Here is a 25386-nt window from a genome sequence, read left to right on the forward strand (position 1 = left end):
CCACGACCGCCGCCATGGGTGCGCCGCTGTCCGTCAGCAGACCAGACACGGCATGGCCTCCCGCGTCGCGGCATGAGCGGTCACCCGGCGATGGTTGGGCGTCGGGATGGGAACGCGGTTGCACGCCATCTGGGCGTGCTGGAAGCATCACCGCACATGACCCAGGAAGTGGTGGCCAAGGAGTGTGTCTTCTGCGCCATCGTGGCGCGCCGCGCGGAAGCCAGCCTGGTCTTCGAGGACGAGGCTGTTGCGGTCTGGATGGATTTGAACCCCGTCACGCACGGGCACCTTCTCGTGGTGCCACGTAGGCATGCCGTGGGTCTCGAAGACCTTGACGAAGCTACGAGCGCTCACGTGTGGTCGGTCGGTCACGACATGGCAAGGGCTTTGCGACGCTCAAGCCTGGGCTGCCGAGGGATTAACCTGGTCGTCTGCGACGGCGAAGCTGCCTTCCAGACGGTCTTCCATTTTCACCTTCACGTCATCCCGCGCTACCCAGGAGACGGCGTTGGGGCGCCCTTTGAGGTCGAGACTCACGAACGTGAGAAGTCGCTGCGTGACAGCGACGCACAAACGATCAAAGCCGCCATCGCGTCAACGAACGGGGATGTCGCTCCTATGTCTTGACCGGATGAGGCAGCCGGCGAACAGCACAGCGGCGTTGGCGGGGGGGGGGGGGGGGGCGGTACTCGGTCATCGGCAGATGCGGATGCCGGGGGCTGCGGCTCAGCCCACAACAATCCGGGAGGCGGGTCGTCGTTCTGTGGGGCACGGCGAGGAGGCGCTGAGGTGACACGCGTGCACCTCACCGGCAAGGCCCAGCTGGCGAGACATGTAGCTACGGCGCGGGGTTCCGCGTCGCCTGTCGCTGTCGCAAGGTCCAGGCTGTCGGCAGCGTCAGGCGTCCGCTCCGTGACGGTGGGTGGATCGCCGGCTCCTGTGCGCCCGGCGAGCGGGGACCCGGGCGGAGGTCACACTCCCGCGGGTCGACCCGGTTCGTGACACTGCTCTCTAGGTGCGCGGGGTTCTCACTCCCTGCGACACAGCCACCACAAGGAGGAGCACCATGAGCACCGTCGCCGGAACGTCCCAGCCCCGCTTCCTCTCGGTCAGCGAAGTCGCTGACGAGCTGAACGTCACCGAACGCTTCGTGCGCAAGCTCATTGCCCAGGGCGACCTCGACGCCGTCAGGGTGGGTAGCCGGCTCGTGCGGATCCGGCGAACCGACCTCGACGCGGTACTTCGCCCTATGACAGAGCCCCGCGGGAACCACGCGCGGTGAGGCGAGGGTCGGCTCGCGGGCGTCGCGCGCAGCACTTCCGCATGAGCAGTTCCGCATCGGGCTCACGAGCGGCCTGCTCGTGCCGAGACGTTCGCCACACCGGCACAGCCTTCGCTATGCCATCGGAGAGAGCTCATCGTCCGCTTTTCAGCGGGCCCGCAACGCCCGGAACCCGTTGATCGTGTCGGTGCTGCCCGCCGGGCGCGGCTTCCAGGCGCAGACTGAGGGGACGCTCGGTCCTGGGCAGTGATGAGCACCACTCCGAACGTCGCGGTGGTGTACCCGTGCGCTCCGAGATGACCGCCGTGCACTGCTCGCTGCGACACGTGTGCGACACGAGGTGGCGTTTTCGCAGGTCAGATGGGTGCCCCGAGTGGGATTCGAACCCACACTGGATCGGGTTTGAGCCGATTGCCTCTGCCGGTTGGGCTATCGGGGCAGCGTGCGCCACACCGGCGTCGCCGCACTAGGCTAGCGCCGTGAGCGAGAACGAGGTCCCGAGCAACGCTGCAGCCGACGACAACCCCGAGGGGTTCGTCTTCCCTGAGCGCACCTCGAGCGAGGCTGTCGACGCGCCGACGAAGGGCCGCCGCGTCGTCGTCGCCGAGGACGAGACGCTCATCCGGCTCGACATCGTCGAGACGCTCAAGGAGGCTGGCTTCGACGTCGTCGGCGAGGCGTCCGACGGCGAGGCCGCGGTGCGCCTGGCCACCGAGCTCGAGCCCGACGTCGTCGTCATGGACGTGAAGATGCCCGTCATGGACGGCATCACGGCCGCCGAGCGCATCATGGCGACCCGCGCCACCGCCGTCGTCATGCTCACCGCTTTCTCCCAGACCGAGCTCGTCGAGCGGGCGCGCGACGCCGGCGCGATGGCCTACGTCGTCAAGCCGTTCACGCCCGCCGACCTCCTCCCGGCCGTCGAGATCGCCATCTCGCGCTACCAGGAGATCACCTCGCTCGAGGCCGAGGTCGCCGACCTCACCGACCGCTTCGAGACCCGCAAGCGCGTGGACCGAGCCAAGGGCCTGCTCATGACGAAGATGGGCCTCACCGAGCCCGAGGCGTTCCGCTGGATCCAGAAGACCTCGATGGACCGTCGACTCACCATGCGTGAGGTCGCCGACGCCGTCATCGACCAGGTCGGCGGCAAGTAGGCCGCATCGCGGCTCGCGCGCGGCTCAGGCCTGCGGCGCGTCGACCAGCATGCAGCTGAGCCGGGCGGTGCAGACCCGGCGGTCGTCGTCGTCGGTGATGACGATCTCGTAGGACGCCGTCCGCCTGCCCCGGTGCAGCGCCGTCGCCACGCCCGTGACGGAGCCCGACCGCGCACTGCGGTGGTGCGTGGCGTTCACCTCGGTGCCGACCGCCGCCTGTCCGCCGCCGGCGTGGAGGGCGGCGGCGACGGAGCCGAGCGTCTCGGCGAGCACCACCGAGGCCCCCCCGTGGAGCAGGCCGAACGGCTGGGTGTTGCCCTCGACGGGCATGCGGCCGACGACGCGGTCCGGGGAGGCCTCGAGGATCTCGATACCCATGCGCTCGGCGAGGGCGCCGCGCGGGACGGCCGACGGGGGAGTGGTCGTGGTCATGCCGCCCAGCCTGGCACGGGCACCGGGGCGGGGGAGGCGCTGATCACCCACCGGGGACCCGGCGACGTCAGTGGTGGCGCCTAGGGTGGGAGTCGTGACCAGCTCCGCACGCCCCCGGCTCCTGCTCGTCGACGGCCACTCGATGGCCTTCCGCGCGTACTTCGCGCTTCCGGTCGAGAACTTCTCGACCAGCACCGGGCAACCGACGAACGCGGTCTACGGCTTCACCTCGATGCTCATCAACCTCCTGGCCGCCGAGGAGCCGACGCACGTCGCCGTCGCCTTCGACGCCGGGCGCACCACCTTCCGCACCGAGCAGTACGACCAGTACAAGGCCACCCGCGACGCCACCCCAGAGCCGTTCTCCGGCCAGGTGCCCCTCATCGAGGAGGTGCTCGCCGCCGTCGGGATCCCCACCCTCATGAAGGAGGGCTTCGAGGCGGACGACATCCTCGCCACCCTCGCCACCCAGGGCGCCGCCGCGGGCATGGACGTCCTCGTCTGCTCAGGCGACCGCGACACCTTCCAGCTCGTCACCGACGCCGTCACCGTGCTCTACCCCGTCAAGGGCGTCTCCACCCTCACCCGGATGACCCCGGAGGCCGTGCACGCCAAGTACGACGTCGCCCCGGAGCAGTACCCGGACATCGCCGCGCTCGTCGGCGAGACGAGCGACAACCTCCCCGGCATCCCCGGCGTGGGCCCGAAGACGGCGGCCAAGTGGGTCAACACCTACGGCGGCCTCGAGGGGATCATCGTCAACGCCCCGCAGATCTCCGGCAAGGCCGGCGCGAGCCTGCGCGAGCACCTCGACCAGGTGATGCTCAACCGCCGCCTCAACCGGCTCCTCACCGACGTCGAGCTGCCGCTGGCCGTCACGGACCTGGCGCGCACCCCGATCCAGCGCGAGAAGGTCCACGAGGTCTTCGACGCCCTCGAGTTCACCGTCCTGCGGGACCGCCTGTTCGCCTCCCTGCCCGAGGAGAACCGGCCGGCGACGGCGGACGAGGGCTTCGCGCTCGAGGTCACCGCCGCGACCGCCGGCAGCCTCGGCCCCTGGCTCGCCGAGCGCTCCGGCACGCTCCTCGGCCTCGACGTCTCCGGCAAGGGCCTGCCCGCCGGCGGGGACGCCTGGGCACTCGCCATCGCCGACGACGCCGGCAGTGCCCTCACCGTCGACCTCACCGACGTCACCCCCGAGGACGAGCAGGCCCTCGCCGCCTGGCTGGCCGACGCCGAGGCGTCCAAGACCGTCCACGCCGCCAAGCAGGCCTGGCACGCGCTGCGCGGGCGCGGCCTCACCCTCGACGGCGTCGTCTTCGACACCGAGCTCGCGGCCTACCTGTGCCTGCCGGACCGGCGCCAGTACGCCCTGGCGGACCTCGCCGTGCGCCACCTCCACCGCGAGCTGCGCCTGGAGGACACCGACGACGCCGGCCAGGGGATGCTCAGCCTCGAGCCCGAGGGCCCGGACCGTACCGGCGGCGTGCGCGCGGCCGCCGTCCTCGAGCTCACCACCGTCCTCGCGGGCGAGCTGGCGGACCGCGGCGCGGTGGACCTCCTCACCGACATCGAGCTGCCCGTCCAGCGCACGCTCGAGGGGATGGAGGCCGCCGGCATCGCGGCCGACGTCAACTACTTCGGCGACCTCGAGAAGCGGTTCGGCGCGGCCGTGGACGCCGCGGCCTCGGCCGCGTACGCCGTCATCGGCCACGAGGTGAACCTCTCCTCGCCCAAGCAGCTGCAGGAGGTCCTCTTCGTCGAGCTCGACATGCCGAAGACGAAGAAGACGAAGACCGGCTGGACGACGGACGCCGACGCCCTCGCGGATCTGTTCGCCAAGACCGAGCACCCGTTCCTCGCGCACCTGCTCGAGCACCGCGACGCGATCCGCCTGCGCCAGACCGTCGAGGGCCTCATGCGGTCGGTCTCGCCCGACGGCCGGATCCACACGACGTTCCACCAGACGATCGCCGCCACCGGGCGGCTCAGCTCCACCGACCCCAACCTCCAGAACATCCCCGTCCGCACCGAGGAGGGCCAGCGGATCCGCCGCGGCTTCATCGTCGGCGAGGGCTACGAGACGCTGCTGACGGCGGACTACTCCCAGATCGAGATGCGGATCATGGCGCACCTGTCCGGCGAGGCCGGGCTCATCGACGCCTTCCGCTCCGGCGAGGACCTGCACTCCTACGTCGGCTCCCGGGTCTTCAACGTCCCCACGGACGCCGTGACGCCCGCCATGCGCTCGAAGATCAAGGCGATGAGCTACGGCCTCGCCTACGGCCTGTCGGCGTTCGGCCTCTCGCGGCAGCTCCGGATCGAGGTCGGCGAGGCCCGCGCCCTCATGGAGGACTACTTCGCCCGCTTCGGTGGCGTGCGCGACTACCTCGCCGGCGTCGTCGGCGAGGCCCGTCGCACCGGGTACACCGAGACGATCATGGGCCGGCGGCGCTACCTGCCGGACCTCACCAGCGACAACCGGCAGCGCCGCGACATGGCCGAGCGGATGGCCCTCAACGCCCCCATCCAGGGCAGCGCGGCGGACATCATCAAGGTCGCCATGATCAAGGTCCAGGACGCGCTCACCGCGGCCGGCCTGCGCACGCGGCTGCTCCTCCAGGTGCACGACGAGCTCGTGCTCGAGGTCGCCGCGGGGGAGCGCGAGGCGGTCGAGGAGATCGTCCGCACCGCCATGGCCGGGGCGGCCAGCCTCGCCGTGCCGCTCGACGTGTCCGTCGGCTCCGGCCGCTCCTGGCACGACGCCGCGCACTAGCGAGGGCGGGGGCCGGTTTCGCCCTGGCCCGCGCCCGGCCCCGGTGCCGGGCGCCGGCGGGCGGGAGGTCAGCCGGGCGCTCAGCCCGGCGCGTGCGCCCGGAAGATCGCCGTCCCCGGGAGGTACCGCCCGCGGACGGGCCCCCAGCCGCCCCAGACGTGCTCGTTGTCCGGGGACCACTCCGGCTCGACGACGTCGTCGAGCACCAGCCCCGCAGCCACCACCTCGCGGACGTGGTCCCCGATGGTGCGGTGGAACTCGGCGTACCCGGGCTCGCCCTCGGCATCCACCTCCACGTACGGGGTCCGGTCGAAGTAGGAGCGCGTCGCCGTGAGGCCCTCCTCCGTCGGGTCGTCCGGGAACGCCCAGCGGACGGGGTGGACGACGGCGAACACCCACCGTCCGCCGGGGCGCAGGACGCGCGCGACCTCGGCGTGCACCCGGTCGGCGTCGGGGAGGAACGGGATCGCGCCGAAGGCGGTGAACGCGACGTCGACGCAGGCGTCGTCGAGCGGGAGCGCCCGGGCGTCGGCCTGGACGAGGGGCACGCGCACGCCCGTCGCGGCGTCGAGGGTGCGTGCCCGGGCCAGCATCCCGGCGGAGACGTCCATGGCCAGGACGTGCGCTCCCTCACCGACCAGCCACCGCGAGCACTGCGCCGCGCCCGCCCCGACCTCGAGCACGCGCCGGCCGGCCACCTCGCCGAGCAGCCGCGCGTCCGCCTCCCGCAGCCCCTCCGGGCACCAGCGGAAGTCCGCGGGGCCGAGGAACTCCCCGTGCTCGCTGAGGTACTCCTCGGCGTTCGCGTCCCACCACGCGCGGTTGGCGCGGGTCGCCTCCCGCGCGTCGACGTCGTCGTACCCGGCCCACTCCACGGCGCCAGTGTGGACCATGTACCCAGATGCGTCGCCGAACGCCGGGGATAGGCTGACAGAGCCCGCGGACGCGGGCCATCAGCCGAAGTGAACGGGAGTTGTCAGTGCGTATCGGCCTGTTGACCGGAGGTGGGGACTGCCCCGGCCTCAACGCCGCCATCCGAGCCGTGGTCAAGCACGGTGTCGGGGAGTACGGGCACTCGATCATCGGGTTCCGGAACGGGTGGAAGGGCGTCGTCGAGGGCGACGTCCTCCCGCTGACCCGCCAGCACATCCGCGGCGTCCTCGACAGCGGCGGCACCCTGCTCGGCACGGCGCGCTACCACCCGCACTCCGAGGACGGCGGGCTCGACGCCGTCATGGCGACCCTCGAGGCCGAGCGGATCGAGGCGCTCATCTGCATCGGCGGCGACGGCACGCTCCACGCCGCGAGCAAGGTCGCCGAGCGCGGCGTCCGGATCGTCGCGATCCCGAAGACGATCGACAACGACGTCGCCGGCACGGACCGGGCCATCGGCTTCGACACCGCGGTCAACATCGCCACCGAGGCGATCGACCGGATCCACACGACGGCGGAGAGCCACAACCGCGTCATGGTCGTCGAGGTCATGGGGCGCAGCGCGGGCTGGATCGCCGTCAACGCCGGCATCGCCGGCGGCGCGGAGATCGTCCTCGCCCCCGAGGACCCCTTCGACATCGACCGGATTACCCGCTACCTCCAGCACCGCCACCGCGCGCACGCGAACTTCTCCATCGTCGTCATCGCCGAGGGCGCCGTGCCCAAGGAGGGCTCGTCGATGACGTACGAGACCAAGGTGGGCCAGTTCGGCGAGATCATCGCCGGCGCGGTGAGCGAGCGCGTCGCGCGCGAGATCGCCACCCGGACCGGGTTCGACACGCGCGTCACGGTCCTCGGCCACGTCCAGCGCGGCGGCACCCCGCTCCCCGCGGACCGCATCCTCGGCTCGCGCTTCGGCGTCGCCGCCGTCGACGCCCTCCACGAGGGCAAGTCCGAGGTCATGACGGCGCTGCGCGGCGAGGAGATCGTGCTCGTCCCGCTCGCCGAGATCGCCGGCAAGGTCAAGCACGTCCCGCCGGACCTGCTGCGCGTCGCCAACGCGCTCGCCTGATCCTCCGGTAGCGTTCCCGCGGCGCGCACGACTGGGCGCCGCGGGGACCGAGCGACACCGGGGGACCGGGCGCGGTCACGCCGTCGGGCGGCCCCGCCGTCGTCCGCCCGTCTTGCCCGAGGACCCGCCGTCGCCGCCCCGGGGACGCCGGAGGGTGCCCGAACGGGCGGTTGTCGCGCTTCGCCGACGGGCGGTAGGATCGCCGTTGGCGACGTGTGCACCTGGGCTGGTCCCTGCCCGCTCACTGTGCGCGCCCCACCCCTGTCCGAACTATTCCTGTCCGCATCGGAGTCCGTAACTCAATGACCACCACTACGCCCACGCAGTCGAGCGCCCCGCAGGTCGCGATCAACGACATCGGATCGGCCGAGGACTTCCTCGCCGCCGTTGACGCGACCATCAAGTACTTCAACGACGGGGACATCGTCGAGGGCACCATCGTCAAGGTCGACCGCGACGAGGTCCTGCTCGACATCGGGTACAAGACCGAGGGCGTCATTCTCTCTCGTGAGCTCTCCATCAAGCACGACGTGGACCCCGAGGACGTCGTGTCCGTCGGTGAGCGCGTCGAGGCGCTCGTCCTCCAGAAGGAGGACAAGGAGGGCCGGCTCCTCCTGTCCAAGAAGCGCGCTCAGTACGAGCGTGCCTGGGGCACGATCGAGAAGATCAAGGAGGAGGACGGGGTCGTCACGGGCACCGTCATCGAGGTCGTCAAGGGCGGCCTCATCATCGACATCGGCCTGCGCGGCTTCCTCCCCGCCTCGCTCGTCGAGATGCGCCGCGTGCGCGACCTCCAGCCGTACGTCGGCAAGGAGCTCGAGGCGAAGATCATCGAGCTCGACAAGAACCGCAACAACGTCGTGCTCTCGCGCCGCGCGTGGCTCGAGCAGACGCAGTCCGAGGTTCGCTCCACGTTCCTCCAGACCCTGCAGAAGGGTCAGGTCCGTCCCGGCGTCGTCTCCTCGATCGTCAACTTCGGTGCGTTCGTCGACCTCGGCGGCGTCGACGGTCTCGTCCACGTCTCCGAGCTCTCGTGGAAGCACATCGACCACCCGAGCGAGGTTGTCGAGGTCGGCCAGGAGGTCACCGTCGAGGTTCTCGACGTCGACATGGACCGCGAGCGCGTCTCGCTGTCGCTCAAGGCGACGCAGGAGGACCCGTGGCAGGCCTTCGCCCGCACGCACGCCATCGGGCAGGTCGTGCCGGGTAAGGTCACCAAGCTCGTCCCGTTCGGTGCGTTCGTGCGCGTCGAGGACGGCATCGAGGGCCTCGTGCACATCTCCGAGCTGGCCGTGCGCCACGTCGAGGTGCCCGAGCAGGTCGCGAAGGTCGGCGACGACGTCTTCGTCAAGGTCATCGACATCGACCTCGAGCGTCGCCGCATCTCGCTGTCGCTGAAGCAGGCGAACGAGGGCGTCGACCCCACGAGCGACGACTTCGACCCGTCGCTGTACGGCATGGCCACCGAGTACGACGAGCAGGGGAACTACAAGTACCCCGAGGGCTTCGACCCGGAGACCAACGAGTGGCTCGAGGGCTACGACGCGCAGCGTGAGGCCTGGGAGGCGCAGTACGCCCAGGCGCAGGCTCGCTGGGAGGCGCACAAGAAGCAGGTGGCGGCCGCCGTTGACGCCGACGTCGAGGCGTCGATGGGCGGGGGCTCCAGCAGCTCCAGCAGCTCCAGCAGCAGCTCGGGTGGCGGGGACGCCGCTCCGACGTCGTACAGCTCGGCTCCGGCCGAGGCTGCCGGCACGCTGGCCTCGGACGAGGCGCTCGCCGCGCTTCGCGAGAAGCTCACCGGCAACTGATCGACGCGGCGGACACTCTCCGCTGCGGAACGTCGACGAGGCCCGTCGCCCCCCACCGGGGCGGCGGGCCTCGCCCGTTCCCGCGGGGCGCCCGCTGCGTCCCGTCGCGCGCTGCATCCGCCTCGGCATCGGCCAACGTGCTGGATATGGACTCCCTGGTGGTCCGAAACCAGCACGTTGGCGGGTGGGCGTGTGCCCGGCGCCCGTTGCGCGGCCCCCACATGCCGGCGTTGCGCGAGCTCGTGCGCCTCATCCGCCAATGTGCTGGATGTGGACTCCCTGGTGGTTCCAAATCAGCACGTTGGCGCGTGCGCGTGGGCGGGGGCGTGGGCGTGGGGGTGCGCGGGCGCTTGAGGCCCCGCCTGCTCAGAGACCACGCCGAAGTGCGGTGCAGGCCGCCGGCCACCCGGCCGCACGGCGGTACTGCATTCCGGCGTCGTCGGGTCAGACCAGGCCGGTGGTGCCGAGCAGGAGGCCGATGCCGTAGGTGACCACGAGCGCCACCGTGCCGCCCACGACCACCCTCACGGCGGCACGGCGGCGGGACCCGCCGCCGATCCCGGCGGCGACGGCGCCGGTGAGGGCCAGCGCGGCGAGTGTCACCGCGAAGGTCACCGGGACGCGCACGTCGGTCGGCGGCAGCAGGATCGCCGCCAGGGGGAGCAGGGCGCCGACGGCGAACGCGAGGAACGACGCGAGCGCGGCGTGCCAGGGGCTTGCGACGTCGTCCGCGTCGATCGTGTGGCGGGCGCGGACCACCGCGTCGAGGGCGTCGCGGGCGAAGAGCTCCTCCGCGACCCGGCGCGCGGTGTCCGGGGAGATGCCCCGCTCCTCGTACAGCCGGGCCACGCCCTCGAGCTGGGCGTCGCGGTCGGCCGCCAGCGCGCGGCGCTCGGACTCGATGAGGTGGACCTCGCTGTCGCGCTGGCTGCTCACGGAGACGTACTCGCCCAGCGCCATGGACACCGCGCCGCCGATGGCGGCGGCGACCCCGGCGACGGCGACGGCGCCGGTCGACGTGGTCGCGCCCGCGATGCCGACGACGACGGCGGCCGTCGAGACGATGCCGTCGTTCGCGCCGAGGACGCCGGCGCGCAGGGCGTTGAGGCGCTGCTCGAGCCCCCCGCGTACCTTCGCCGGCGACTCGGCCTGCGCGGCCCCGACCGGCGCGTCACGGCGGCTGGCGGGGTCCGGCGAGGGCGACGTCGGGGCCGGCGTGCGCCACGGTCGCGTCGGGCGGGTCACCATTTGCGTCATACCCGGAGGTTAAGCGCGATATTCGTCCCGGGCAACGAAGGAAAGGCATTCCTATGTTAATGCCCGGGCGGTAAGGAAAGGTATTCCTTAGTTCCCGGGCGCCTCACGCAGCGGGCCTCGCAGCGCGCTACCCCGGCCGTCACCCCCGGCCGACGCGGGCGCTCAGACGACGCCGGAGGTGTCGAGCAGGACACCGGCACCATAGGTGGCCCCCAGCGCCAGCGCGCCGCCGACGACCACCCGCGCCGCCGCGCGCAGGCGCGAGCCGCCACCGATCGCCGCCGCCACGGTTCCCGTGATGGCGAGCCCGACCAGCGTGGCGAGGAACGTCACCGCGACCCGCCACTCCAGGGGCGGGAGCAGGATGGCCGCCAACGGCAGGATCGCGCCGAGGGAGAAGGCGAGGAACGAGGCCGCCGCCGCCCGCCACGGGCTCGGGATGTCGGTGGTGTCGATGGTGTGTCGGGCGCGGACGACGGCGTCCAGTGGGTCCTGCGCGAACATCTCCTCGGCCACCGCCCGGGACGTCGCCGAGGAGATGCCGCGCTCCTCGTACCAGGCGGCGAGCGCGTCCAGCTCGGCGTCGGGGTCGGCGGCCAGCGCCTGCTCCTCCTCCTCGATGATCGACCGCTCGCTGTCGAGCTGGCTGCTCACCGAGACGTACTCCCCGAGCGCCATCGACACCGCGCCGCCGATGGCGGCCGCGAGACCGGCCATGACCACGGGTTCGGCCGCCGACGACGCGCCGGCGACGCCGACGACGACCGCGGCCGTCGAGACGATGCCGTCGTTGGCGCCCAGGACGCCGGCGCGCAGGGAGTTGAGCCGTTGCTCGAGCTTGCCGGTCGGGTGGCCCGCCTCGTCGCCCGGCTCGGCCACGCGCTGACCCGGCCGCGCGGAGACGTGGGACGGCGCCGGCGATCGCCGGAGGTGACGCGCCGGCTCTCTGGCCATGGGTTCGACGCTACGCGCGGTGGGGGACACCCACAACGAGAGCGAAAGTGGCCCTGAACTTCTGCAAGATCATCAAAGAGGGGAGTGGCCGCATCGGCCAGCATTTCTGCAAGATCACGAAAGGGGGGAGGAGAACTCGGGGGAGGGGCGGCCCCAGCGGCGGTCGTAGGCTGCCCCGGTGAGACCACGGACCGTCCTCGTCACCGCCTTCGAGCCGTTCGACGGCCAGCCCGTCAACGCCTCGGCCGAGGGGGTCGGCGCACTGGCCGACGCCTGGAACGGTCCCGAGCGTCTCGTCACGGCGCTGCTGCCCGTCACCTTCGCCGGCTCTGCCGCGGCGCTGCGCGAGGCCGTCGCTGAGCACGCGCCCGACCTCGTCGTCGGCGTCGGCGAGGCCCCCGGGCGTGACCGCGTCAGCCTCGAGCGCGTGGCGATCAACGTCGTCGACGCCCGCATCCCCGACAACGACGGCGCGCAGCCGGTCGACGTCCCGGTGGTCGACGGCGCCCCCACCGCGCACCTCACCGGCCTGCCCGTCAAGGCGTGCGTGGCCGCGCTCGAGTCCGCCGGGATCGCCGCCGAGGTGTCGAACACGGCCGGCACCTACGTGTGCAACGCCGTGTTCTTCACCCTCATGGACGCCCTCGCCGCAACCCCCGGCGTGCGCGGCGGGTTCGTCCACGTCCCCCGCGGCGCGGACGGCCCAGCGACCGCCCGTGCGCTGGCCGTCGTCGTCCGCACGAGCCTGACCACGGAGGTCGACGTCCCGGTCCCGGGCGGCCGGGAGGCCTGATCGGAGCGCAGGTTAGGCTGCCCTCATGAACCTCACTACCGTGCTCTCGCGCGAGCGGGTCCGGCATGAGCTCGCGGTCCGGCACCTCACCGTGGTCCGCACCGAGGACCTCGCCCCCGGCCTCCGGCGCATCACGCTCGGCGGTGACCTCGCCGGGTTCTCCAGCCTCGGGCCGAGCGACCACGTGAAGGTCTTCTTCCCCGACCCGCGCACGGGCGAGCTCCACGCTCCGCGGATGACCGCCACCGGCATCGAGCGCCCGGAGGGCGTCGAGCTCATCTCCCGCGACTACACCCCGCGGGCCTGGCGCGCCGACGAGCTGGACATCGACTTCGTCCTGCACGGCGACGAGGGGCCGGCGTCCGCCTGGGCCTCGGCGGCCCAGCCCGGCGCCCCGATCGTCGTCGCCGGCCCGCGCGGCTCCCGCCTGGCGCCCGCCGGCGCCGACTGGCACCTCATCGGCTCCGACGAGACGGCCCTCCCGGCGGTGGCCCGCTGGCTCGAGACGCTTTCGCCCGACGCCGTCGCCGCCGTCCTCGTCGAGGTGCCGGGCCGCGAGCACGAGGCCTACCTCGCCGACGCCGTCCGCCGCGGCCACACCATCACGTGGCTGCACCGCGACGGCGCGGCCCCCGGCACCACCACGCTCCTCGCGGACGCCGTGCGCGCCCTCACGCTGCCCGACGGCCTCGGGTTCGCCTGGTTCGGCGGGGAGGCGACCTCGCTGCGCGCGGTCCGCCGCCACCTGCGCCAGCAGCTCGACATGGACCCGGCGCAGGTCGACGTCAGCGGCTACTGGAAGTGCGGCACCGCCGGGTTCGACCACCACGCCCCGGTCGACCCGGACGACCCGGCCTGAGCGTGCTCACCGTCGGCCTCACCGGGGGCATCGGCGCGGGGAAGTCGACGGTCTCCGCCGAGCTGGCCCGCCGCGGGGCCGTGGTCATCGACGCGGACGCCATCTCCCGCGCCGTCGTCGAGCCGGGGACCCCGGGCCTGGCCGCGGTGACCGAGGCGTTCGGCCCGGACATCCTGCAGGCGGACGGCTCGCTTGACCGCCCCGCCCTCGCCCGGGTGGTCTTCAGTGACCCGGCCGCGCGGGCCCGGCTCAACGCCATCGTCCACCCGCTCGTCGGCGTGGAGAGCTCCCGGCGCCAGGCGGCGGCCCCGCCGGGCGCGATCGTCGTCCACGACGTCCCCCTCATCGTCGAGAACGGCCTCGCGGACCGGTACGACCTCGTCGTCGTCGTCGGGGCGGATGAGGACGTGCGCGTCGAGCGCCTCATGCGGGACCGCGGCATGGAGCGCGAGGAGGCGCTCGCCCGGATCCGTGCGCAGGCCGACGACGACGCCCGCCGGGCCGTCGCCGACGTGTGGCTGGACAACTCCGGCACGACGGCGGACCTGCTCGACGCCGTCGGCCGGCTGTGGGAGGAGCGCCTCGTCCCGCTCGCGCGCGCGGCCGGGGACCACGCCGGCGGCTGACGCGGGGCCAGCGGGGGCCAGGCCGACGGCTGACGCCGGCGCGCCTGCGCTGCGACGCCCCTAGCCGGGACCGTCCTCGGCGTCCTCGCTGGTCTGCTCGCCGCCCGTATCGGCGGGCCGGGCCCGGCGGCGTCGCCCGGGGGCCCGGCGGGGGAGGTGCGGTCGCCACGTCATTCCGGGGCTGGGCTCGATGGGCCGGATCGGCGCGCTCGTGCTCCCCAGCTCGTCGACGACCGCGGCGACGAGGGTGCGGCGGCGCAGGGCGCGGCGCTCCAGCTCAGCCGCGTGGTGCTCGGCGGTCAACGACCGGGCGAGGGCGACGCACATGCCGATCATCACGACGCTGAAGGGAGCGGCGACGAGGATCGCCATGACCTGCAGGGACGTCAGCCCGCCCTCGGGGCCGCCGAAGCCGAGGAGGACGGCGGCGATGGCGCCGGTGAGCGCGGCCCAGGTGAGGCGGGTCCACAGCGGGGGCGTGGGGTTGCCGCCCGCGGAGATCATCGCCACGACGTAGGAGCCGGAGTCCGAGCTCGTCACGAAGAACACGACGACGAGCAGGATGGCGGCGCCGGCGAGCACGGGGCCACCGGGCAGGTCCGAGAGCATCTGGAACAGCGCCGCGTTGTTGTCGACGATGCCGCGCTCGGAGACGAGCCCGCCCTCGCCGAAGAGCTCGCGGTAGAGGGCGGTGCCGCCGAGGACGGCGAACCAGAGGAAGGTGAGCAGGGTGGGGACGAGGAGGACGCCGATGATGAACTGGCGGACCGTGCGCCCCCGGGAGATGCGGGCGATGAAGACGCCGACGAACGGCGACCAGCTCATCCACCAGCCCCAGTAGTACGTGGTCCAGCTCGCCAGCCAGCTCTCTCCCTCCGGCCCCTGGTAGGGCAGCGTCGCGAAGGAGAGGCGGATGAAGTCCTGCAGGTAGGCGCCGATGGACTGGACGAACTCGCGCAGGACGAACAGCGTGGGCCCGAGGACGAGGATGCCGAGCATGAGAAGCCCGGCGATGACGAGGTTGGCGTTCGACAGCCACTTGATGCCGACGTCGAGCCCGGTGGCCACCGAGATCATCGCGAGACCGGCGATCGCGATGATGAGGACGACGAGCGCGGTGCGGGTGACCTCGATGAGGTCGAGGTACTCGAGTCCGGCCGCGACCTGCACCACGCCGAACCCCAGCGACGTCGCGACGCCGAAGACGGTGCCGACGACGGCGACGACGTCGACGACGTCACCCCACCGACCCTGGACGCGGCGGGTCCCGAGGATGGGCTCGAGGGCCCACCGGATGGAGACCGGCCGCCGCCGCCGGTGGACGGTGTAGGCGACGGCCAGGCCGACGACGATGTAGATCGCCCACGCGTGCAGGCCCCAGTGGAGGTAGGTCTGGGTCATCGCGTCCTGGGCGAGCGACGCGGGGGTGCCCACCACGCCCGGCGGGGGAGCCGCGTAGTGGTTGAGGGGCTCGGCCACACCCCAGAACACCAGCCCGATCCCCATGCCGGCGGCGAAGAGCATGGCGAACCAGCTGAAGGTGCTGTACTGCGGCTCCTCGTCGTCCCGGCCGAGGCGGATGTCGCCCAGGCGGGAGAGCGCCAGCCACAGCGCGAACACGACGAAGCCGGTGACGAGGAGGACGTAGTACCAGCCGAGGGAGTTGACCACCGCCGCGTTCGCGGCGGTGATGACGCTGCTCAGCCAGTCCGGGAAGACGAGGGCGAGGAGGACGAAGACGCCGACGAGGGCCACCGAGGGGTAGAAGACCCGGCGCGCGATCCCGCGGCTCGGTGGGAGGACCTCGTCCGGGCTCACCTCGACCCCGCGACCGCCCGGGCCCTCGATGCTCGTCTTCATCCCGTACCTCCCGCAACATCCGGTGGGCTTGGCTACTACCGTCTCTCAGCCGGAGCGGCGTTGACAACTTGGCCCGGGTTCCGCTGGCGGCGGAGCGCTGCGTACCGTGTCACACCCCCGTCGTACCGTTGACCCATGCGTCCCGTCACCGACCTGCAGCGCACGGTCGCCCCCATCGAGGTGATCTCCGACTTCACCCCGTCGGGTGACCAGCCCGCCGCCATCGCCGAGCTCACCCAGCGCCTCAAGGCGGGGGAGAAGGACATCGTCCTCCTCGGGGCCACCGGTACCGGCAAGTCGGCGACGACGGCGTGGCTCATCGAGCAGGTGCAGCGCCCCACGCTCGTCATGGCGCCCAACAAGACGCTCGCCGCGCAGCTCGCCACCGAGTTCCGCGAGCTGCTGCCCAACAACGCCGTCGAGTACTTCGTCTCCTACTACGACTACTACCAGCCGGAGGCGTACGTCCCGCAGTCGGACACCTACATCGAGAAGGACTCCTCGATCAACGACGAGGTGGAACGGCTGCGCCACTCGGCCACCAACAGCCTGCTCACCCGGCGGGACGTCGTCGTCGTCGCCTCCGTCTCGTGCATCTACGGCCTCGGCACGCCGCAGGAGTACGTCGACCGGATGGTCCAGCTGCGCGTGGGGGACCGGATCGACCGGGACGACCTGCTCCGGCGGTTCGTCACCATGCAGTACACCCGCAACGACACGGCGTTCACCCGCGGGACCTTCCGGGTGCGCGGGGACACCGTGGAGATCATCCCCGTGTACGAGGAGCTGGCGATCCGCATCGAGATGTTCGGTGACGAGATCGAGGCCCTCCACACGCTGCACCCGCTCACGGGCGACGTCGTGCGCACGGAGGACGCCATCCACCTGTTCCCGGCCACGCACTACGTCGCCGGCCCGGAGCGGATGGAGAAGGCGATCACCGGGATCGAGCTCGAGCTCGCCGACCGGCTCGCCGAGCTCGAGCGCTCGAACAAGCTCCTCGAGGCCCAGCGGCTGCGCATGCGCACGACGTACGACATCGAGATGATGCGCCAGATCGGGACGTGCTCGGGCATCGAGAACTACTCGCGGCACATCGACGGCCGCGCGCCGGGCACGCCGCCGCACACCCTGCTCGACTACTTCCCCGAGGACTTCCTCCTCGTCATCGACGAGTCGCACGTCACCGTCCCGCAGATCGGGGCGATGTTCGAGGGCGACATGTCGCGCAAGCGCACCCTCGTCGACTTCGGGTTCCGCCTGCCCTCGGCCATGGACAACCGGCCGCTGCGCTGGGAGGAGTTCCTCGAGCGCACCGGCCAGACCGTCTACCTCTCGGCGACCCCGGGCGCGTACGAGATGTCCCAGTCCGACGGCGTGGTCGAGCAGATCATCCGCCCGACCGGGCTCATCGACCCGGAGATCGTCGTGAAGCCGACCCAGGGCCAGATCGACGACCTCCTCGGGGAGATTCGGGAGCGGGCCGAGCGGGACGAGCGCGTGCTCGTCACGACGCTGACGAAGAAGATGGCCGAGGACCTCACCGACTACCTCCTCGAGCGGGGCGTGCGGGTCCAGTACCTCCACTCCGAGGTGGACACGCTGCGTCGCGTCGAGCTCCTCCGCGAGCTCCGGCTCGGCCAGTTCGACGTGCTCGTCGGCATCAACCTCCTCCGTGAGGGCCTCGACCTGCCCGAGGTGTCGCTCGTGGCGATCCTCGACGCGGACAAGGAGGGCTTCCTCCGGTCCGGCACGTCGCTCATCCAGACGATCGGCCGCGCGGCGCGCAACGTCTCCGGCCAGGTCCACATGTACGCCGACCGCATCACCCCCTCGATGGCCATGGCGATCGAGGAGACCACCCGCCGGCGCGAGAAGCAGGTGGCGTACAACACCGAGCACGGCATCGACCCCACACCGCTGCGCAAGAAGATCGGTGACATCACCGACATGCTCGCCCGCGAGGACCTGGACACCAAGGAGCTCCTCGCCGGTGGCTACCGGCAGGCGGGCAAGAAGGGCGGCAAGGGCGAGCGCGCCGGCTCCACGGTGCGCCAGCGCCCCGGCGACGCGGCCGCGTCGGACCTCGCCCAGCTCATCCAGGACCTCACGGACCAGATGCACGCGGCCGCCGAGGAGCTGCAGTTCGAGCTCGCCGCGCGGCTGCGCGACGAGATCTCCGACCTCAAGAAGGAGCTGCGCCAGATGAGCGCCGCGAACGCCTGACCGGCGCCGCGCCCCGGGCGCCGCGCGCAGTGCGCCCTGCCAGAGTGAAAGGCCCTGCCTGGGTGAGCGGCCCCGCGGTGTCGTAGGGTGACCCAGCGGAGGGGAGTATTCCCTAACACGGTGGTGTCGTCATCACGGCGGACTGAAGTCCTGTCCGGTGCCATCGGTCCAGCACCCATGCCGACGGCATGCGCGCGGGCGGAAGAGACCTCCGGTACTCGCCCCCTACGTACCGGAGGAACACTCGGTGGACGTCCCAATCCTCGCCTGGCTCATCCTGGCGGCCGTCATCCTCGTGATGATCGCCGTCGACGTGCTCGGCCATGTCCGAACCCCCCACGCCCCCACCCTCAAGGAAGCGGCCTGGTGGTCCGTGGCGTACGTCGCCATGGCCATCGTCTTCGGCTTCATCGTGTGGGCCGTGTGGGGCGCCGAGTACGGCGGGCAGTACTTCGCCGGCTACGTCACCGAGAAGAGCTTGTCGGTCGACAACCTCTTCGTCTTCGTCATCATCATCGCGGCGTTCCGGATCCCCCGGAAGTACCAGCAGGAGGTGCTGCTCGCGGGCATCATCATCGCCATCGTCCTGCGGGCGGTCTTCATCGCCGCCGGCGTCGTGGTGATCGAGAACTTCTCCTGGGTCTTCTACCTCTTCGGCGCGTTCCTCATCTGGACGGCGATCAGCCAGGCCCGCCAGGGCGTAGAGACCGGTGAGCACGACGAGAGCGAGTACCACGAGAACCGCTTCGTCCGCACGGTCCGCAAGATCATCCCGGTGACCGAGGGCTTCGTCGGCGGCAAGCTCGTCACCAAGGTCGACGGCCGCCGGATGATCACCCCGATGCTCCTCGCGATCATCGCGATCGGCAGCGCCGACATCCTCTTCGCCGTCGACTCCATCCCGGCGATCTTCGGCCTCACGAAGGAGCCGTACCTCGTCTTCGCGGCGAACGCGTTCTCCCTCCTCGGCCTGCGCCAGCTGTACTTCCTCATCGACGGCCTGCTCGACCGCCTCGTCTACCTCCACTACGGCCTGGCGGCGATCCTCGGGTTCATCGGCGTCAAGCTCCTCATCCACGCGCTGCACACCAACGAGCTGGCCTTCATCAACGGCGGCGCGGAGTGGCACGCGATCCCCGAGCCCGAGATCCCGGTGTCGCTCGCCTGGATCGTCGGCGTCCTCGTCCTCACAGTCTGGGCGAGCCTGCGCAAGAACAAGCGCGACGCCCAGGTGGCGGCAGCGGAGCCGCACGCCGTCACCGAGCCCCGCGACGGCGACCCGGTCTGACCGGCCGCGACCGGACCCACGACGGGCCCGGCCGCGCACCTGACGCCCCCGGCCAAGGCCGGCCGCACGACGAACGCCCCCGGCCAAGGCCGGGGGCGTTCGTCGTCGTGGGAGTCGGGGGGCGATCGGACCGTGCGCCGGAGGCGGCCGCCCGGTGGCGTCGGTCGCCCGGAGGCGTCAGTGGCCCGGAGGCGGTCGCCCGGTGTCGTCAGTGGACGATCTTGAGGCCGATGACGCAGCCGACGATGCCGGCGAGCAGGAGGATCTTGATGGCGGAGACCGCCTCGGTCCCGGTCGCCATGGCGTAGACGACGGTGAGGACGGCGCCGATGCCGACCCACACTGCGTACGAGGTGCCGACCGGCAGCGTGCGCATGGCGTAGGCGAGCCCGGCCATGCTCGCCGTGAGGGCGACGAAGAAGACGACCGTGGGTCCCGGCCGGCTGAACCCCTCCGAGCGGCCCAGGGCGGTCGCCCACACGGCTTCGAGGACACCGGACAGGACAAGGACGAGCCAAGACATGACGACCTCCAGTGGGCCGTCTTGTCGCACACCGGGTACGGCACCCCTCGTCCGGGAGCCCGTTGCGGGCTCGGGGTCACGTTCTCACCGGGCCAGGACGGTGGCAACCCCGGCAGCCTCGGCGCCGCCCGGCGGGGCGGTCGACGGGCCGGCCCGCGTCCCACAACGCACGAGCGGCCGGGACCCGAGGGTCCCGGCCGCTCGCCGGATGCGTGGTCGTGGCGCGAGGCCACGGGTGAGGTCAGTCGGCCGTCTTGGCGGCTCGACGTGCATCACGCCGCGCGACGCGCTCCTCCTCGGACCGCGCCTTGGCCTGGGCCTGCTCGGCGTCGAGCCACTTCTGACGGTCGGCCCCGGGCATCCAGCCCTTGTTGACGACCTTGACCTGCCAGGCGCAGGCGAGGCCGAAGACGACGAGGGCGAGCACGACGCTGAGGAGGATCCCCACGATCGTGGAGCCCGACTGCGCGGACAGGCCGACGAGCGTCCCGAACCACCCGAAGTCGGCGTCGCCGAACGTCGAGTTGCCCAGGCCCAGCCCGCCCATGACCTGCATGAGGATCGCCGGGAGGAACGTGATGAGGAGACCGTTGATGAACCCGCCGACGATGGCGCCGCGGCGACCGCCCGTGGCGTTGCCGTACACGCCGGCGCCACCACCGGTGAAGAAGTGCGGCACCATGCCCGGCAGGATGAGCGCGAGCCCGAACACCGGGTTGAGCCACGTCGCGAGGACGACGAGGGCGATGAGACCGCCGATGAACGAGGAGATGAACCCGACGAGCACGGCGTTCTGGGCGTAGGGGAACACGATCGGGATGTCGAGGCCCGCCTTGGCGCCGGGGACGACCTTGCTCGCGATGCCCTGGAAGGCGGGGATCAGCTCACCGAGGAAGGTCCGCACGCCGTAGAGGATGATCGCGACGCCGACACCGAACATGAGCGCCTGCATCACGCCGGCCATGACGAACGAGCCGGCCGTGTCCGCCTCGAGGAACGGGTACGCGTCCGCGCCGAGCTTGATGAGGCCCCAGACCGTGAAGACGAGGTAGATGAGGACCATCGACAGCGCGGTGGCGACCATCGAGTCCCGCAGGAAGCTCAGTCCCTTGGGGACGTTGATCTCCTCCGTGGAGCGCGAGCGCTTGCCGACCGCCTGGCCGGCCGCACCGGCCGCGATGTAGCCGAGCGAGGAGAAGTGCCCGATGGCGACGGTGTCGTTGCCCGTGACCCGCTTGGTCCACGGGTGGGCGAACGCCGGCATCGCCACCATCATGACGGCGAGCAGGACCGCACCGACGAGCACGGTGAGGAAGCCCTGGCCGAAGCCGACCGACAGGACCACCGCGAGGAGCATGGACATGAAGACCATGTGGTGGCCCGTGAGGAAGACGTACTTCAGCGGGCTGAACCGGGCCAGCACGAGCATGAGCAGGAAGCCCAGCGAGAGGATGTAGGCGCTCGTCGCGCCGAACTCGCCGGCCGCCTGGGCCGTGATGACCTCGTTCGTCGGCACGACGCCCTGCGCCCCGGTGACGGCGAGCACGAGGTCGCCGAGCGGGGTGAGGGACGACGTGACGACGTTGGCGCCGGCGCCGAGGATGAGGAAGCCGAGCGCCGCCTTGAGCGCCCCGCCGACCACCTGGCCGGCGTTCTTCTTCAGGGCGATGAGACCGACGGCAACGATGATCCCGATGAGGTATGCCGGGACGTTGAGGAACTCGTTGCCGATGAACTGCAGGACAGAGACGAATCCATCCATGACCTTGACCCCCCTCTTACAGGTCTAGTGCGTCGACGTCACAGGTCGAGTGCGTCGACGAGCTTGTCCTCGATCTCCTGCTCGTCGACGAAGTTGTCGACGACCACGACGTCGGCGGGGACCTCGCCCAGCTGGGGGGCGAGCTCGGCGGAGGTGAGGACGAGATCGGCCGTCTGGGCGGCCCCGCGGGCCGTGCTGATGTCTGCCGCCTCCACCTGCGCGTCGACGTCGAAACGCTCGAGGACCTTTTCGATGTTCATCTTGAGGATCACGGACGTACCGATCCCCATGCCGCACACGGCGACGATCTTCACGGCGATCTCTCCTTCAGCTGGTGGTGAGGATGCGTCGGACCTCTTCGGGGTCCGACGTCGAGCGCAGGACGGCGAGCTTGTCCGCGTCGGAGAGGATCGTCGCGAGCGCCGCCATCGTCTGCAGGTGGCTGTCGTGGTCGCGCGCGGCGAGCCCGACGACGAGGTCGACGGGGTCGTTCTTCTCGCTGCCGAACTCGACGGGAGTGGCGAGCTGGACCCAGCTCAGGCCGGTGCGCAGCACCGCCTCCGACGGCCGCGAGTGGGCCAGGGCGAAGCCGGGCGCGATGACGATGTAGGGCCCGAGGTTCTCCACCGTCGCGATCATCTCGTCGGTGTAGGCGTCGGTCGTGGCGCCGGAGCGCACGAGGGCGTCCCCGGCCGCTCGGATCGCGGCCTGCCAGTCAGCGGCGGAGACCCCCGTGACGATGGCCTCGGACGGCAGGGTGTCCTCCAGTGGGTGCCCCATGGCTGCTCCTTCGACGACGCGTGAGAGTGCCGTGGTCGTGCCCCGGCACGCATTCCTCACCCTATCGCCGGACCGGTCGCCCCACCTGGGTAGGAGGTCCCAGGCACCGAGGGCACCGGCGGCGCCCGGGGACCGTGAGGGCCGGCGATGGGACAATTCTGGGCATGCACCACAACGACCTCGACTCCCGGGCCGTCGCGGCCGCGCGGGCGATCCCCGCCGTCGTCGTCCAGGCCAAGGGCAACGGCCACGCGGGCACCGCGATGGCCCTGGCCCCCCTTATGCACACGCTCTTCCAGCGCGTCCTGCGCCACGACCCCGCCGATCCGGCGTGGCCCGGCCGGGACATCTTCGTCCTCTCGGCGGGCCACGCCAGCCTGGCCCTGTACGTCCAGCTCTACCTGTGCGGCTACGGGCTGACACTCGACGACCTCGCCGCCTCCCGCAAGCTCCGCTCGCGCACCCCCGGCCACCCCGAGCTGCACCACACCCCCGGGGTCGACATGTCGACCGGCCCGCTCGGGCAGGGGTTCGCCTCCGCCGTCGGGATGGCGATCGCCACCCGGCGCGAGGAGGCGCTGGTCGGCGACGAGGGCGGCCTGCTGGCGCGCACGGTGTGGGCGGTCGCCGGTGACGGCTGCCTCGAGGAGGGCGTCGCCTCGGAGGCCGCCTCCCTCGCCGGCACCCTCGGCCTGAGCAACCTCGTCGTCGTCTGGGACGACAACGGCATCACCATCGACGCCCCGACCACGGAGACCTTCACCGAGGACGTCCGCGAACGGTTCCGCGCCTACGGCTGGCGGGTCCTCGAGGCGGAGGACCCGGACGACCTCGCCTCGCTCGAGGCGACGCTGCGCGAGGCCCGGGCCTCGGACGGGCGTCCTACCCTCGTCGCGCTGCGTACCGTGATCGGCTTCCCCTCGGCGAAGGTCGGCGGCACGCCGGCCGCGCACGCCGGCGGGTTCGGCGCGGACGAGGTGTCCTCGGTGCTCGCCGAGCTCGGCTTCGCCCCCGATGCCGGCCTCGCGGACCTCGTGCCCGACGACGTCCTCGCCCACACCCGCGCCGCCGTCGCGCGCGGCCGGGAGCTGCACGAGGCGTGGGACCGGGGGATGGCCGAGCTCGCCGAGCGGAGCCCGGAGCGCCACCGGGTGTGGCGGGACCTCCACGACGCCACCCTCGCCGTCGAGACCGACCTCGCCGCGCTCGACGCCGTCGAGGTCCCGGGCGGGGCCGTTGCCACGCGGGTCGCCGGCGGCGCCGCGGTGCAGGCGCTCGTCGCTGCCTCCCCGCGCTGGTTCGGCGGGTCGGCGGACCTCGCCGCCTCGACCAACGTCGCCGTGCCCGGCCAGCCCGTCACGGCCGAGCGGCCCGACGGCGCGTTCGTCCGGTTCGGCGTGCGGGAGCACGCGATGGCCGCGGCGCTGTCCGGGATGGCCCTCGCCGGGCCCTGGCGGCCGTACGGCTCGACGTACGCCGTCTTCAGCGACTACATGCGCCCCGCGATCCGGCTCGCCGCCCTCATGGGCCTGCCGGTGTCCTACGTCTTCACGCACGACTCGGTCGCGGTGGGGGAGGACGGCCCGACGCACCAGCCGGTCGAGCAGGTCGCCTCGCTGCGCACGGTCCCCGGGCTGAGCGTCGTGCGCCCGGCCGACGCCGCGGAGACCCTCGCCTGCTGGCGCCACGTCGTCCGCGACCCGCACGTGGGGCCGGTCACCTGGCTCCTGTCCCGTCAGGCCGTGCCGGCGCTGCCCGGCCCCGTGCCGACGGCCGACGACGTCGCCGCGGGCGCCCGGGTCGTCCACCGTCCGGAGGGCCGGGAGGACGTGACCGTCCTCGCGAGCGGGAGCGAGGTCGCGCTCGCGCTCACGGCGGCCGAGCGCCTGGTCGCGGAGGGCGTCGGCGTGCGGGTCGTCTCCGTCCCGTGCGTGGAGTGGTTCACCGCGCTCGACGCCGACCGCCAGGAGGCGATCCTCGGGGTCCCGCGCGAGCGCCGGGTCGCCGTCGAGGCCGGCCGGGGCGACGCCTGGTACCGCTGGGCCACCGCCGTCGTCGGGGTCGAGGAGTTCGGCGAGTCCGGGTCCGGGCCCGAGGTCATGGAGCTGCGCGGGATGACGGCCGACCGGGTCGCCGCCGCCGTGCGCGGCGTGCTCGGCTAGTCACCAGCCGCGGCGCCGCCACTCCTCGAGGTGGGGGCGCTCGCGGCCGAGCGTCGTGGAGTCGCCGTGCCCCGGGTGGACGCGGGTGTCGTCGTCGAAGCGCGCGAAGACCCGCTCGGTGAGGTCGTCCATGAGGGCGGCGAAGTCCTCGGGCGACGTGGTCCGGCCGGGCCCGCCGGGGAACAGCGAGTCGCCGGTGAAGAGGTGGACGCGGCCGGCGTGCTCGCCCTCCGCCTCCGTCCACGCCAGCGCGACGGAGCCGGGGGTGTGCCCGCGCAGGGCGACCACCTCGAGCGCCCGGTCGCCCAGCGGCACGCGGTCCCCGTGGCGCAGGCGGACGTCGACCGGGACGGGGAGGGCGTCGGCGTCGTCGGCCCCGGCGAGGACCCGCGCCCCCGTGGCGGCCACGACGTCGCGGAGCGCGCCGACGTGGTCGTGGTGGCGGTGGGTGGTGACGACGGCGATGTCCACCCCGGCCAGGTCGCCCGTGCTGGGCGCGCCGCCCGCCGCCGCGGTGTCGACCGCACCCGCCGCGCCGCCCGCCGCCGCGGTGTCGCCCGCTCCCGCCTCGCCGCCCGCCTCAGCAGCCGCCCGCGCCTGCCCGAGCAGGGCGAGCACCCGGGGCGCGTCGTCGGCGGCGTCGATGACCACCGCGGCGCCGTCGGCGGCGAGGACGTAGCAGTTGTTGTCCATCGCGGACACGCTCGCCTTCAGGGCGACGAGCCCGGCGGCGTCGAGCCGCCGCGCCGGTCCGCCGGGTGTGACATGCGCGACAGTGACGGGCTCCATGCCTCGAGTATGGCGGGATTCCGCCCCGCCGCGCCGTCGAACACGCG

The 25386-nt window shown here is 72.2% G+C and carries 21 protein-coding genes, 1 tRNA gene, 1 pseudogene and 1 riboswitch; of the genes and pseudogenes, 12 read left to right on the forward strand and 11 right to left on the reverse strand.

All coding sequences use genetic code 11. The features are described from left to right. Positions 1 to 72: 72 nt before the first annotated feature. Both EBO36_RS06305 and EBO36_RS06310 read left to right on the forward strand, forming a co-directional pair. On the forward strand, positions 73 to 627 hold the full coding sequence (locus tag EBO36_RS06305) for an HIT family protein (protein ID WP_244925375.1): 555 nt from the start codon (positions 73 to 75) through the stop codon (positions 625 to 627). 439 nt (positions 628 to 1066) lie between these two features. Then, a complete protein-coding gene (locus EBO36_RS06310; RefSeq protein ID WP_122823859.1) occupies positions 1067 to 1282 on the forward strand; it encodes a helix-turn-helix domain-containing protein in 216 nt (71 codons plus the stop codon). A 365-nt stretch (positions 1283 to 1647) separates the two neighbouring features. Here EBO36_RS06310 and EBO36_RS06315 read toward each other — a convergent pair. Beyond that, positions 1648 to 1721, reverse strand: a tRNA-Leu gene (locus EBO36_RS06315). A gap of 40 nt (positions 1722 to 1761) precedes the next feature. Between EBO36_RS06315 and EBO36_RS06320 the strand changes: the two genes are divergently transcribed. Then, on the forward strand, positions 1762 to 2439 hold the full coding sequence (locus EBO36_RS06320) for an ANTAR domain-containing response regulator (RefSeq protein WP_122823860.1): 678 nt from the start codon (positions 1762 to 1764) through the stop codon (positions 2437 to 2439). Between the two features lie 24 nt (positions 2440 to 2463). Here EBO36_RS06320 and EBO36_RS06325 read toward each other — a convergent pair whose 3' ends face one another. After that, a complete protein-coding gene (locus EBO36_RS06325; RefSeq protein ID WP_122823861.1) occupies positions 2464 to 2871 on the reverse strand; it encodes a PaaI family thioesterase in 408 nt (135 codons plus the stop codon). A 94-nt stretch (positions 2872 to 2965) separates the two neighbouring features. Here EBO36_RS06325 and polA point away from each other — a divergent pair, with 94 nt between their 5' ends. Beyond that, on the forward strand, positions 2966 to 5647 hold the full coding sequence (gene polA, locus EBO36_RS06330; protein ID WP_280525434.1) for a DNA polymerase I: 2682 nt from the start codon (positions 2966 to 2968) through the stop codon (positions 5645 to 5647). A gap of 80 nt (positions 5648 to 5727) precedes the next feature. Here polA and EBO36_RS06335 read toward each other — a convergent pair whose 3' ends face one another. After that, complete coding sequence (locus EBO36_RS06335) at positions 5728 to 6540, reverse strand: methyltransferase domain-containing protein (RefSeq protein WP_122823862.1); 813 nt, start codon at positions 6538 to 6540, stop codon at positions 5728 to 5730. 86 nt (positions 6541 to 6626) lie between these two features. Here EBO36_RS06335 and EBO36_RS06340 point away from each other — a divergent pair, with 86 nt between their 5' ends. Together EBO36_RS06340 and rpsA are read left to right on the forward strand one after the other, a co-directional pair. Continuing rightward, positions 6627 to 7652 carry a 6-phosphofructokinase gene (locus EBO36_RS06340; protein ID WP_122823863.1) on the forward strand — a complete coding sequence of 342 codons (1026 nt, stop codon included), beginning with the start codon at positions 6627 to 6629 and terminating at the stop codon, positions 7650 to 7652. Positions 7653 to 7954: 302 nt separating this feature from the next. After that, a complete protein-coding gene (rpsA, locus tag EBO36_RS06345; protein WP_122823864.1) occupies positions 7955 to 9460 on the forward strand; it encodes a 30S ribosomal protein S1 in 1506 nt (501 codons plus the stop codon). 444 nt (positions 9461 to 9904) lie between these two features. On the opposite strand, the gene EBO36_RS06350 is transcribed toward rpsA, so the two are convergent. Together EBO36_RS06350 and EBO36_RS06355 are read right to left on the reverse strand one after the other, a co-directional pair. Further along, positions 9905 to 10708, reverse strand: a complete 804-nt coding sequence (locus EBO36_RS06350) for a VIT1/CCC1 transporter family protein (protein ID WP_122823865.1) — start codon at positions 10706 to 10708, stop codon at positions 9905 to 9907. Between the two features lie 171 nt (positions 10709 to 10879). After that, positions 10880 to 11671: a VIT1/CCC1 transporter family protein gene (locus EBO36_RS06355; protein WP_122823866.1), complete on the reverse strand. Its 792-nt coding sequence runs from the start codon at positions 11669 to 11671 to the stop codon at positions 10880 to 10882. A gap of 178 nt (positions 11672 to 11849) precedes the next feature. Between EBO36_RS06355 and EBO36_RS06360 the strand changes: the two genes are divergently transcribed. From EBO36_RS06360 to coaE, 3 genes and pseudogenes are all read left to right on the forward strand, one after another. Next, the gene (locus EBO36_RS06360; RefSeq protein WP_122823867.1) at positions 11850 to 12464 is read left to right on the forward strand and encodes a pyroglutamyl-peptidase I; all 615 of its coding nucleotides are present in this window, start codon (positions 11850 to 11852) and stop codon (positions 12462 to 12464) included. 25 nt (positions 12465 to 12489) lie between these two features. After that, a complete protein-coding gene (locus EBO36_RS06365) occupies positions 12490 to 13323 on the forward strand; it encodes a siderophore-interacting protein (RefSeq protein WP_122823868.1) in 834 nt (277 codons plus the stop codon). 2 nt (positions 13324 to 13325) lie between these two features. Further along, positions 13326 to 13913: pseudogene (gene coaE, locus EBO36_RS06370) on the forward strand (dephospho-CoA kinase); the annotation flags it as partial. Between the two features lie 96 nt (positions 13914 to 14009). Here coaE and EBO36_RS06375 read toward each other — a convergent pair. After that, positions 14010 to 15809, reverse strand: coding sequence for a BCCT family transporter (locus EBO36_RS06375; protein ID WP_122823870.1), 1800 nt, complete (start codon positions 15807 to 15809; stop codon positions 14010 to 14012). A 135-nt stretch (positions 15810 to 15944) separates the two neighbouring features. Between EBO36_RS06375 and uvrB the strand changes: the two genes are divergently transcribed. Both uvrB and EBO36_RS06385 read left to right on the forward strand, forming a co-directional pair. Further along, the gene (uvrB, locus tag EBO36_RS06380) at positions 15945 to 18035 is read left to right on the forward strand and encodes an excinuclease ABC subunit UvrB (protein ID WP_122823871.1); all 2091 of its coding nucleotides are present in this window, start codon (positions 15945 to 15947) and stop codon (positions 18033 to 18035) included. Between the two features lie 247 nt (positions 18036 to 18282). Next, complete coding sequence (locus EBO36_RS06385; protein ID WP_122823872.1) at positions 18283 to 19323, forward strand: TerC family protein; 1041 nt, start codon at positions 18283 to 18285, stop codon at positions 19321 to 19323. Between the two features lie 208 nt (positions 19324 to 19531). Here EBO36_RS06385 and EBO36_RS06390 read toward each other — a convergent pair whose 3' ends face one another. The 4 genes from EBO36_RS06390 to EBO36_RS06405 form a co-directional block, all read right to left on the reverse strand. Next, complete coding sequence (locus tag EBO36_RS06390) at positions 19532 to 19846, reverse strand: DMT family transporter (RefSeq protein ID WP_122823873.1); 315 nt, start codon at positions 19844 to 19846, stop codon at positions 19532 to 19534. 10 nt (positions 19847 to 19856) lie between these two features. Then, a riboswitch (guanidine-III (ykkC-III) riboswitch) is annotated at positions 19857 to 19921 on the reverse strand. Positions 19922 to 20087: 166 nt separating this feature from the next. Then, positions 20088 to 21608 (reverse strand): PTS ascorbate transporter subunit IIC, encoded by a 1521-nt coding sequence (locus EBO36_RS06395; RefSeq protein WP_122823874.1) that lies wholly within the window; start codon positions 21606 to 21608, stop codon positions 20088 to 20090. Between the two features lie 38 nt (positions 21609 to 21646). Continuing rightward, positions 21647 to 21922, reverse strand: coding sequence for a PTS sugar transporter subunit IIB (locus EBO36_RS06400; protein WP_122823875.1), 276 nt, complete (start codon positions 21920 to 21922; stop codon positions 21647 to 21649). A 13-nt stretch (positions 21923 to 21935) separates the two neighbouring features. After that, positions 21936 to 22388 carry a PTS sugar transporter subunit IIA gene (locus EBO36_RS06405; protein ID WP_122823876.1) on the reverse strand — a complete coding sequence of 151 codons (453 nt, stop codon included), beginning with the start codon at positions 22386 to 22388 and terminating at the stop codon, positions 21936 to 21938. Positions 22389 to 22552: 164 nt separating this feature from the next. Here EBO36_RS06405 and EBO36_RS06410 point away from each other — a divergent pair, with 164 nt between their 5' ends. Continuing rightward, positions 22553 to 24550, forward strand: coding sequence for a transketolase family protein (locus EBO36_RS06410; RefSeq protein WP_122823877.1), 1998 nt, complete (start codon positions 22553 to 22555; stop codon positions 24548 to 24550). Here EBO36_RS06410 and EBO36_RS06415 read toward each other — a convergent pair whose 3' ends face one another. Further along, positions 24551 to 25339 (reverse strand): MBL fold metallo-hydrolase, encoded by a 789-nt coding sequence (locus tag EBO36_RS06415; RefSeq protein WP_244925378.1) that lies wholly within the window; start codon positions 25337 to 25339, stop codon positions 24551 to 24553. Between the last annotated feature and the right edge of the window lie 47 nt (positions 25340 to 25386).

Origin of the sequence: Georgenia faecalis (genome assembly GCF_003710105.1) — a bacterium.
Classification (GTDB): Bacteria; Actinomycetota; Actinomycetes; order Actinomycetales; family Actinomycetaceae; genus Georgenia_A; species Georgenia_A faecalis.

What these genes read in the sequence shown, in the direction of transcription:
- EBO36_RS06305 (WP_244925375.1), top strand. Translation starts at nt 73, where the DNA reads ATGAGCGGTCACCCGGCGATGGTTGGGCGTCGGGATGGGAACGCGGTT.
- EBO36_RS06310 (WP_122823859.1), top strand. Translation starts at nt 1,067, where the DNA reads ATGAGCACCGTCGCCGGAACGTCCCAGCCCCGCTTCCTCTCGGTCAGC.
- EBO36_RS06325 (WP_122823861.1), bottom strand. Translation starts at nt 2,871, where the DNA reads ATGACCACGACCACTCCCCCGTCGGCCGTCCCGCGCGGCGCCCTCGCC.
- EBO36_RS06335 (WP_122823862.1), bottom strand. Translation starts at nt 6,540, where the DNA reads ATGGTCCACACTGGCGCCGTGGAGTGGGCCGGGTACGACGACGTCGAC.
- rpsA (WP_122823864.1), top strand. Translation starts at nt 7,955, where the DNA reads ATGACCACCACTACGCCCACGCAGTCGAGCGCCCCGCAGGTCGCGATC.
- EBO36_RS06350 (WP_122823865.1), bottom strand. Translation starts at nt 10,708, where the DNA reads ATGGTGACCCGCCCGACGCGACCGTGGCGCACGCCGGCCCCGACGTCG.
- EBO36_RS06355 (WP_122823866.1), bottom strand. Translation starts at nt 11,671, where the DNA reads ATGGCCAGAGAGCCGGCGCGTCACCTCCGGCGATCGCCGGCGCCGTCC.
- EBO36_RS06365 (WP_122823868.1), top strand. Translation starts at nt 12,490, where the DNA reads ATGAACCTCACTACCGTGCTCTCGCGCGAGCGGGTCCGGCATGAGCTC.
- EBO36_RS06375 (WP_122823870.1), bottom strand. Translation starts at nt 15,809, where the DNA reads ATGAAGACGAGCATCGAGGGCCCGGGCGGTCGCGGGGTCGAGGTGAGC.
- uvrB (WP_122823871.1), top strand. Translation starts at nt 15,945, where the DNA reads ATGCGTCCCGTCACCGACCTGCAGCGCACGGTCGCCCCCATCGAGGTG.
- EBO36_RS06390 (WP_122823873.1), bottom strand. Translation starts at nt 19,846, where the DNA reads ATGTCTTGGCTCGTCCTTGTCCTGTCCGGTGTCCTCGAAGCCGTGTGG.
- EBO36_RS06395 (WP_122823874.1), bottom strand. Translation starts at nt 21,608, where the DNA reads ATGGATGGATTCGTCTCTGTCCTGCAGTTCATCGGCAACGAGTTCCTC.
- EBO36_RS06405 (WP_122823876.1), bottom strand. Translation starts at nt 22,388, where the DNA reads ATGGGGCACCCACTGGAGGACACCCTGCCGTCCGAGGCCATCGTCACG.
- EBO36_RS06410 (WP_122823877.1), top strand. Translation starts at nt 22,553, where the DNA reads ATGCACCACAACGACCTCGACTCCCGGGCCGTCGCGGCCGCGCGGGCG.
- EBO36_RS06415 (WP_244925378.1), bottom strand. Translation starts at nt 25,339, where the DNA reads ATGGAGCCCGTCACTGTCGCGCATGTCACACCCGGCGGACCGGCGCGG.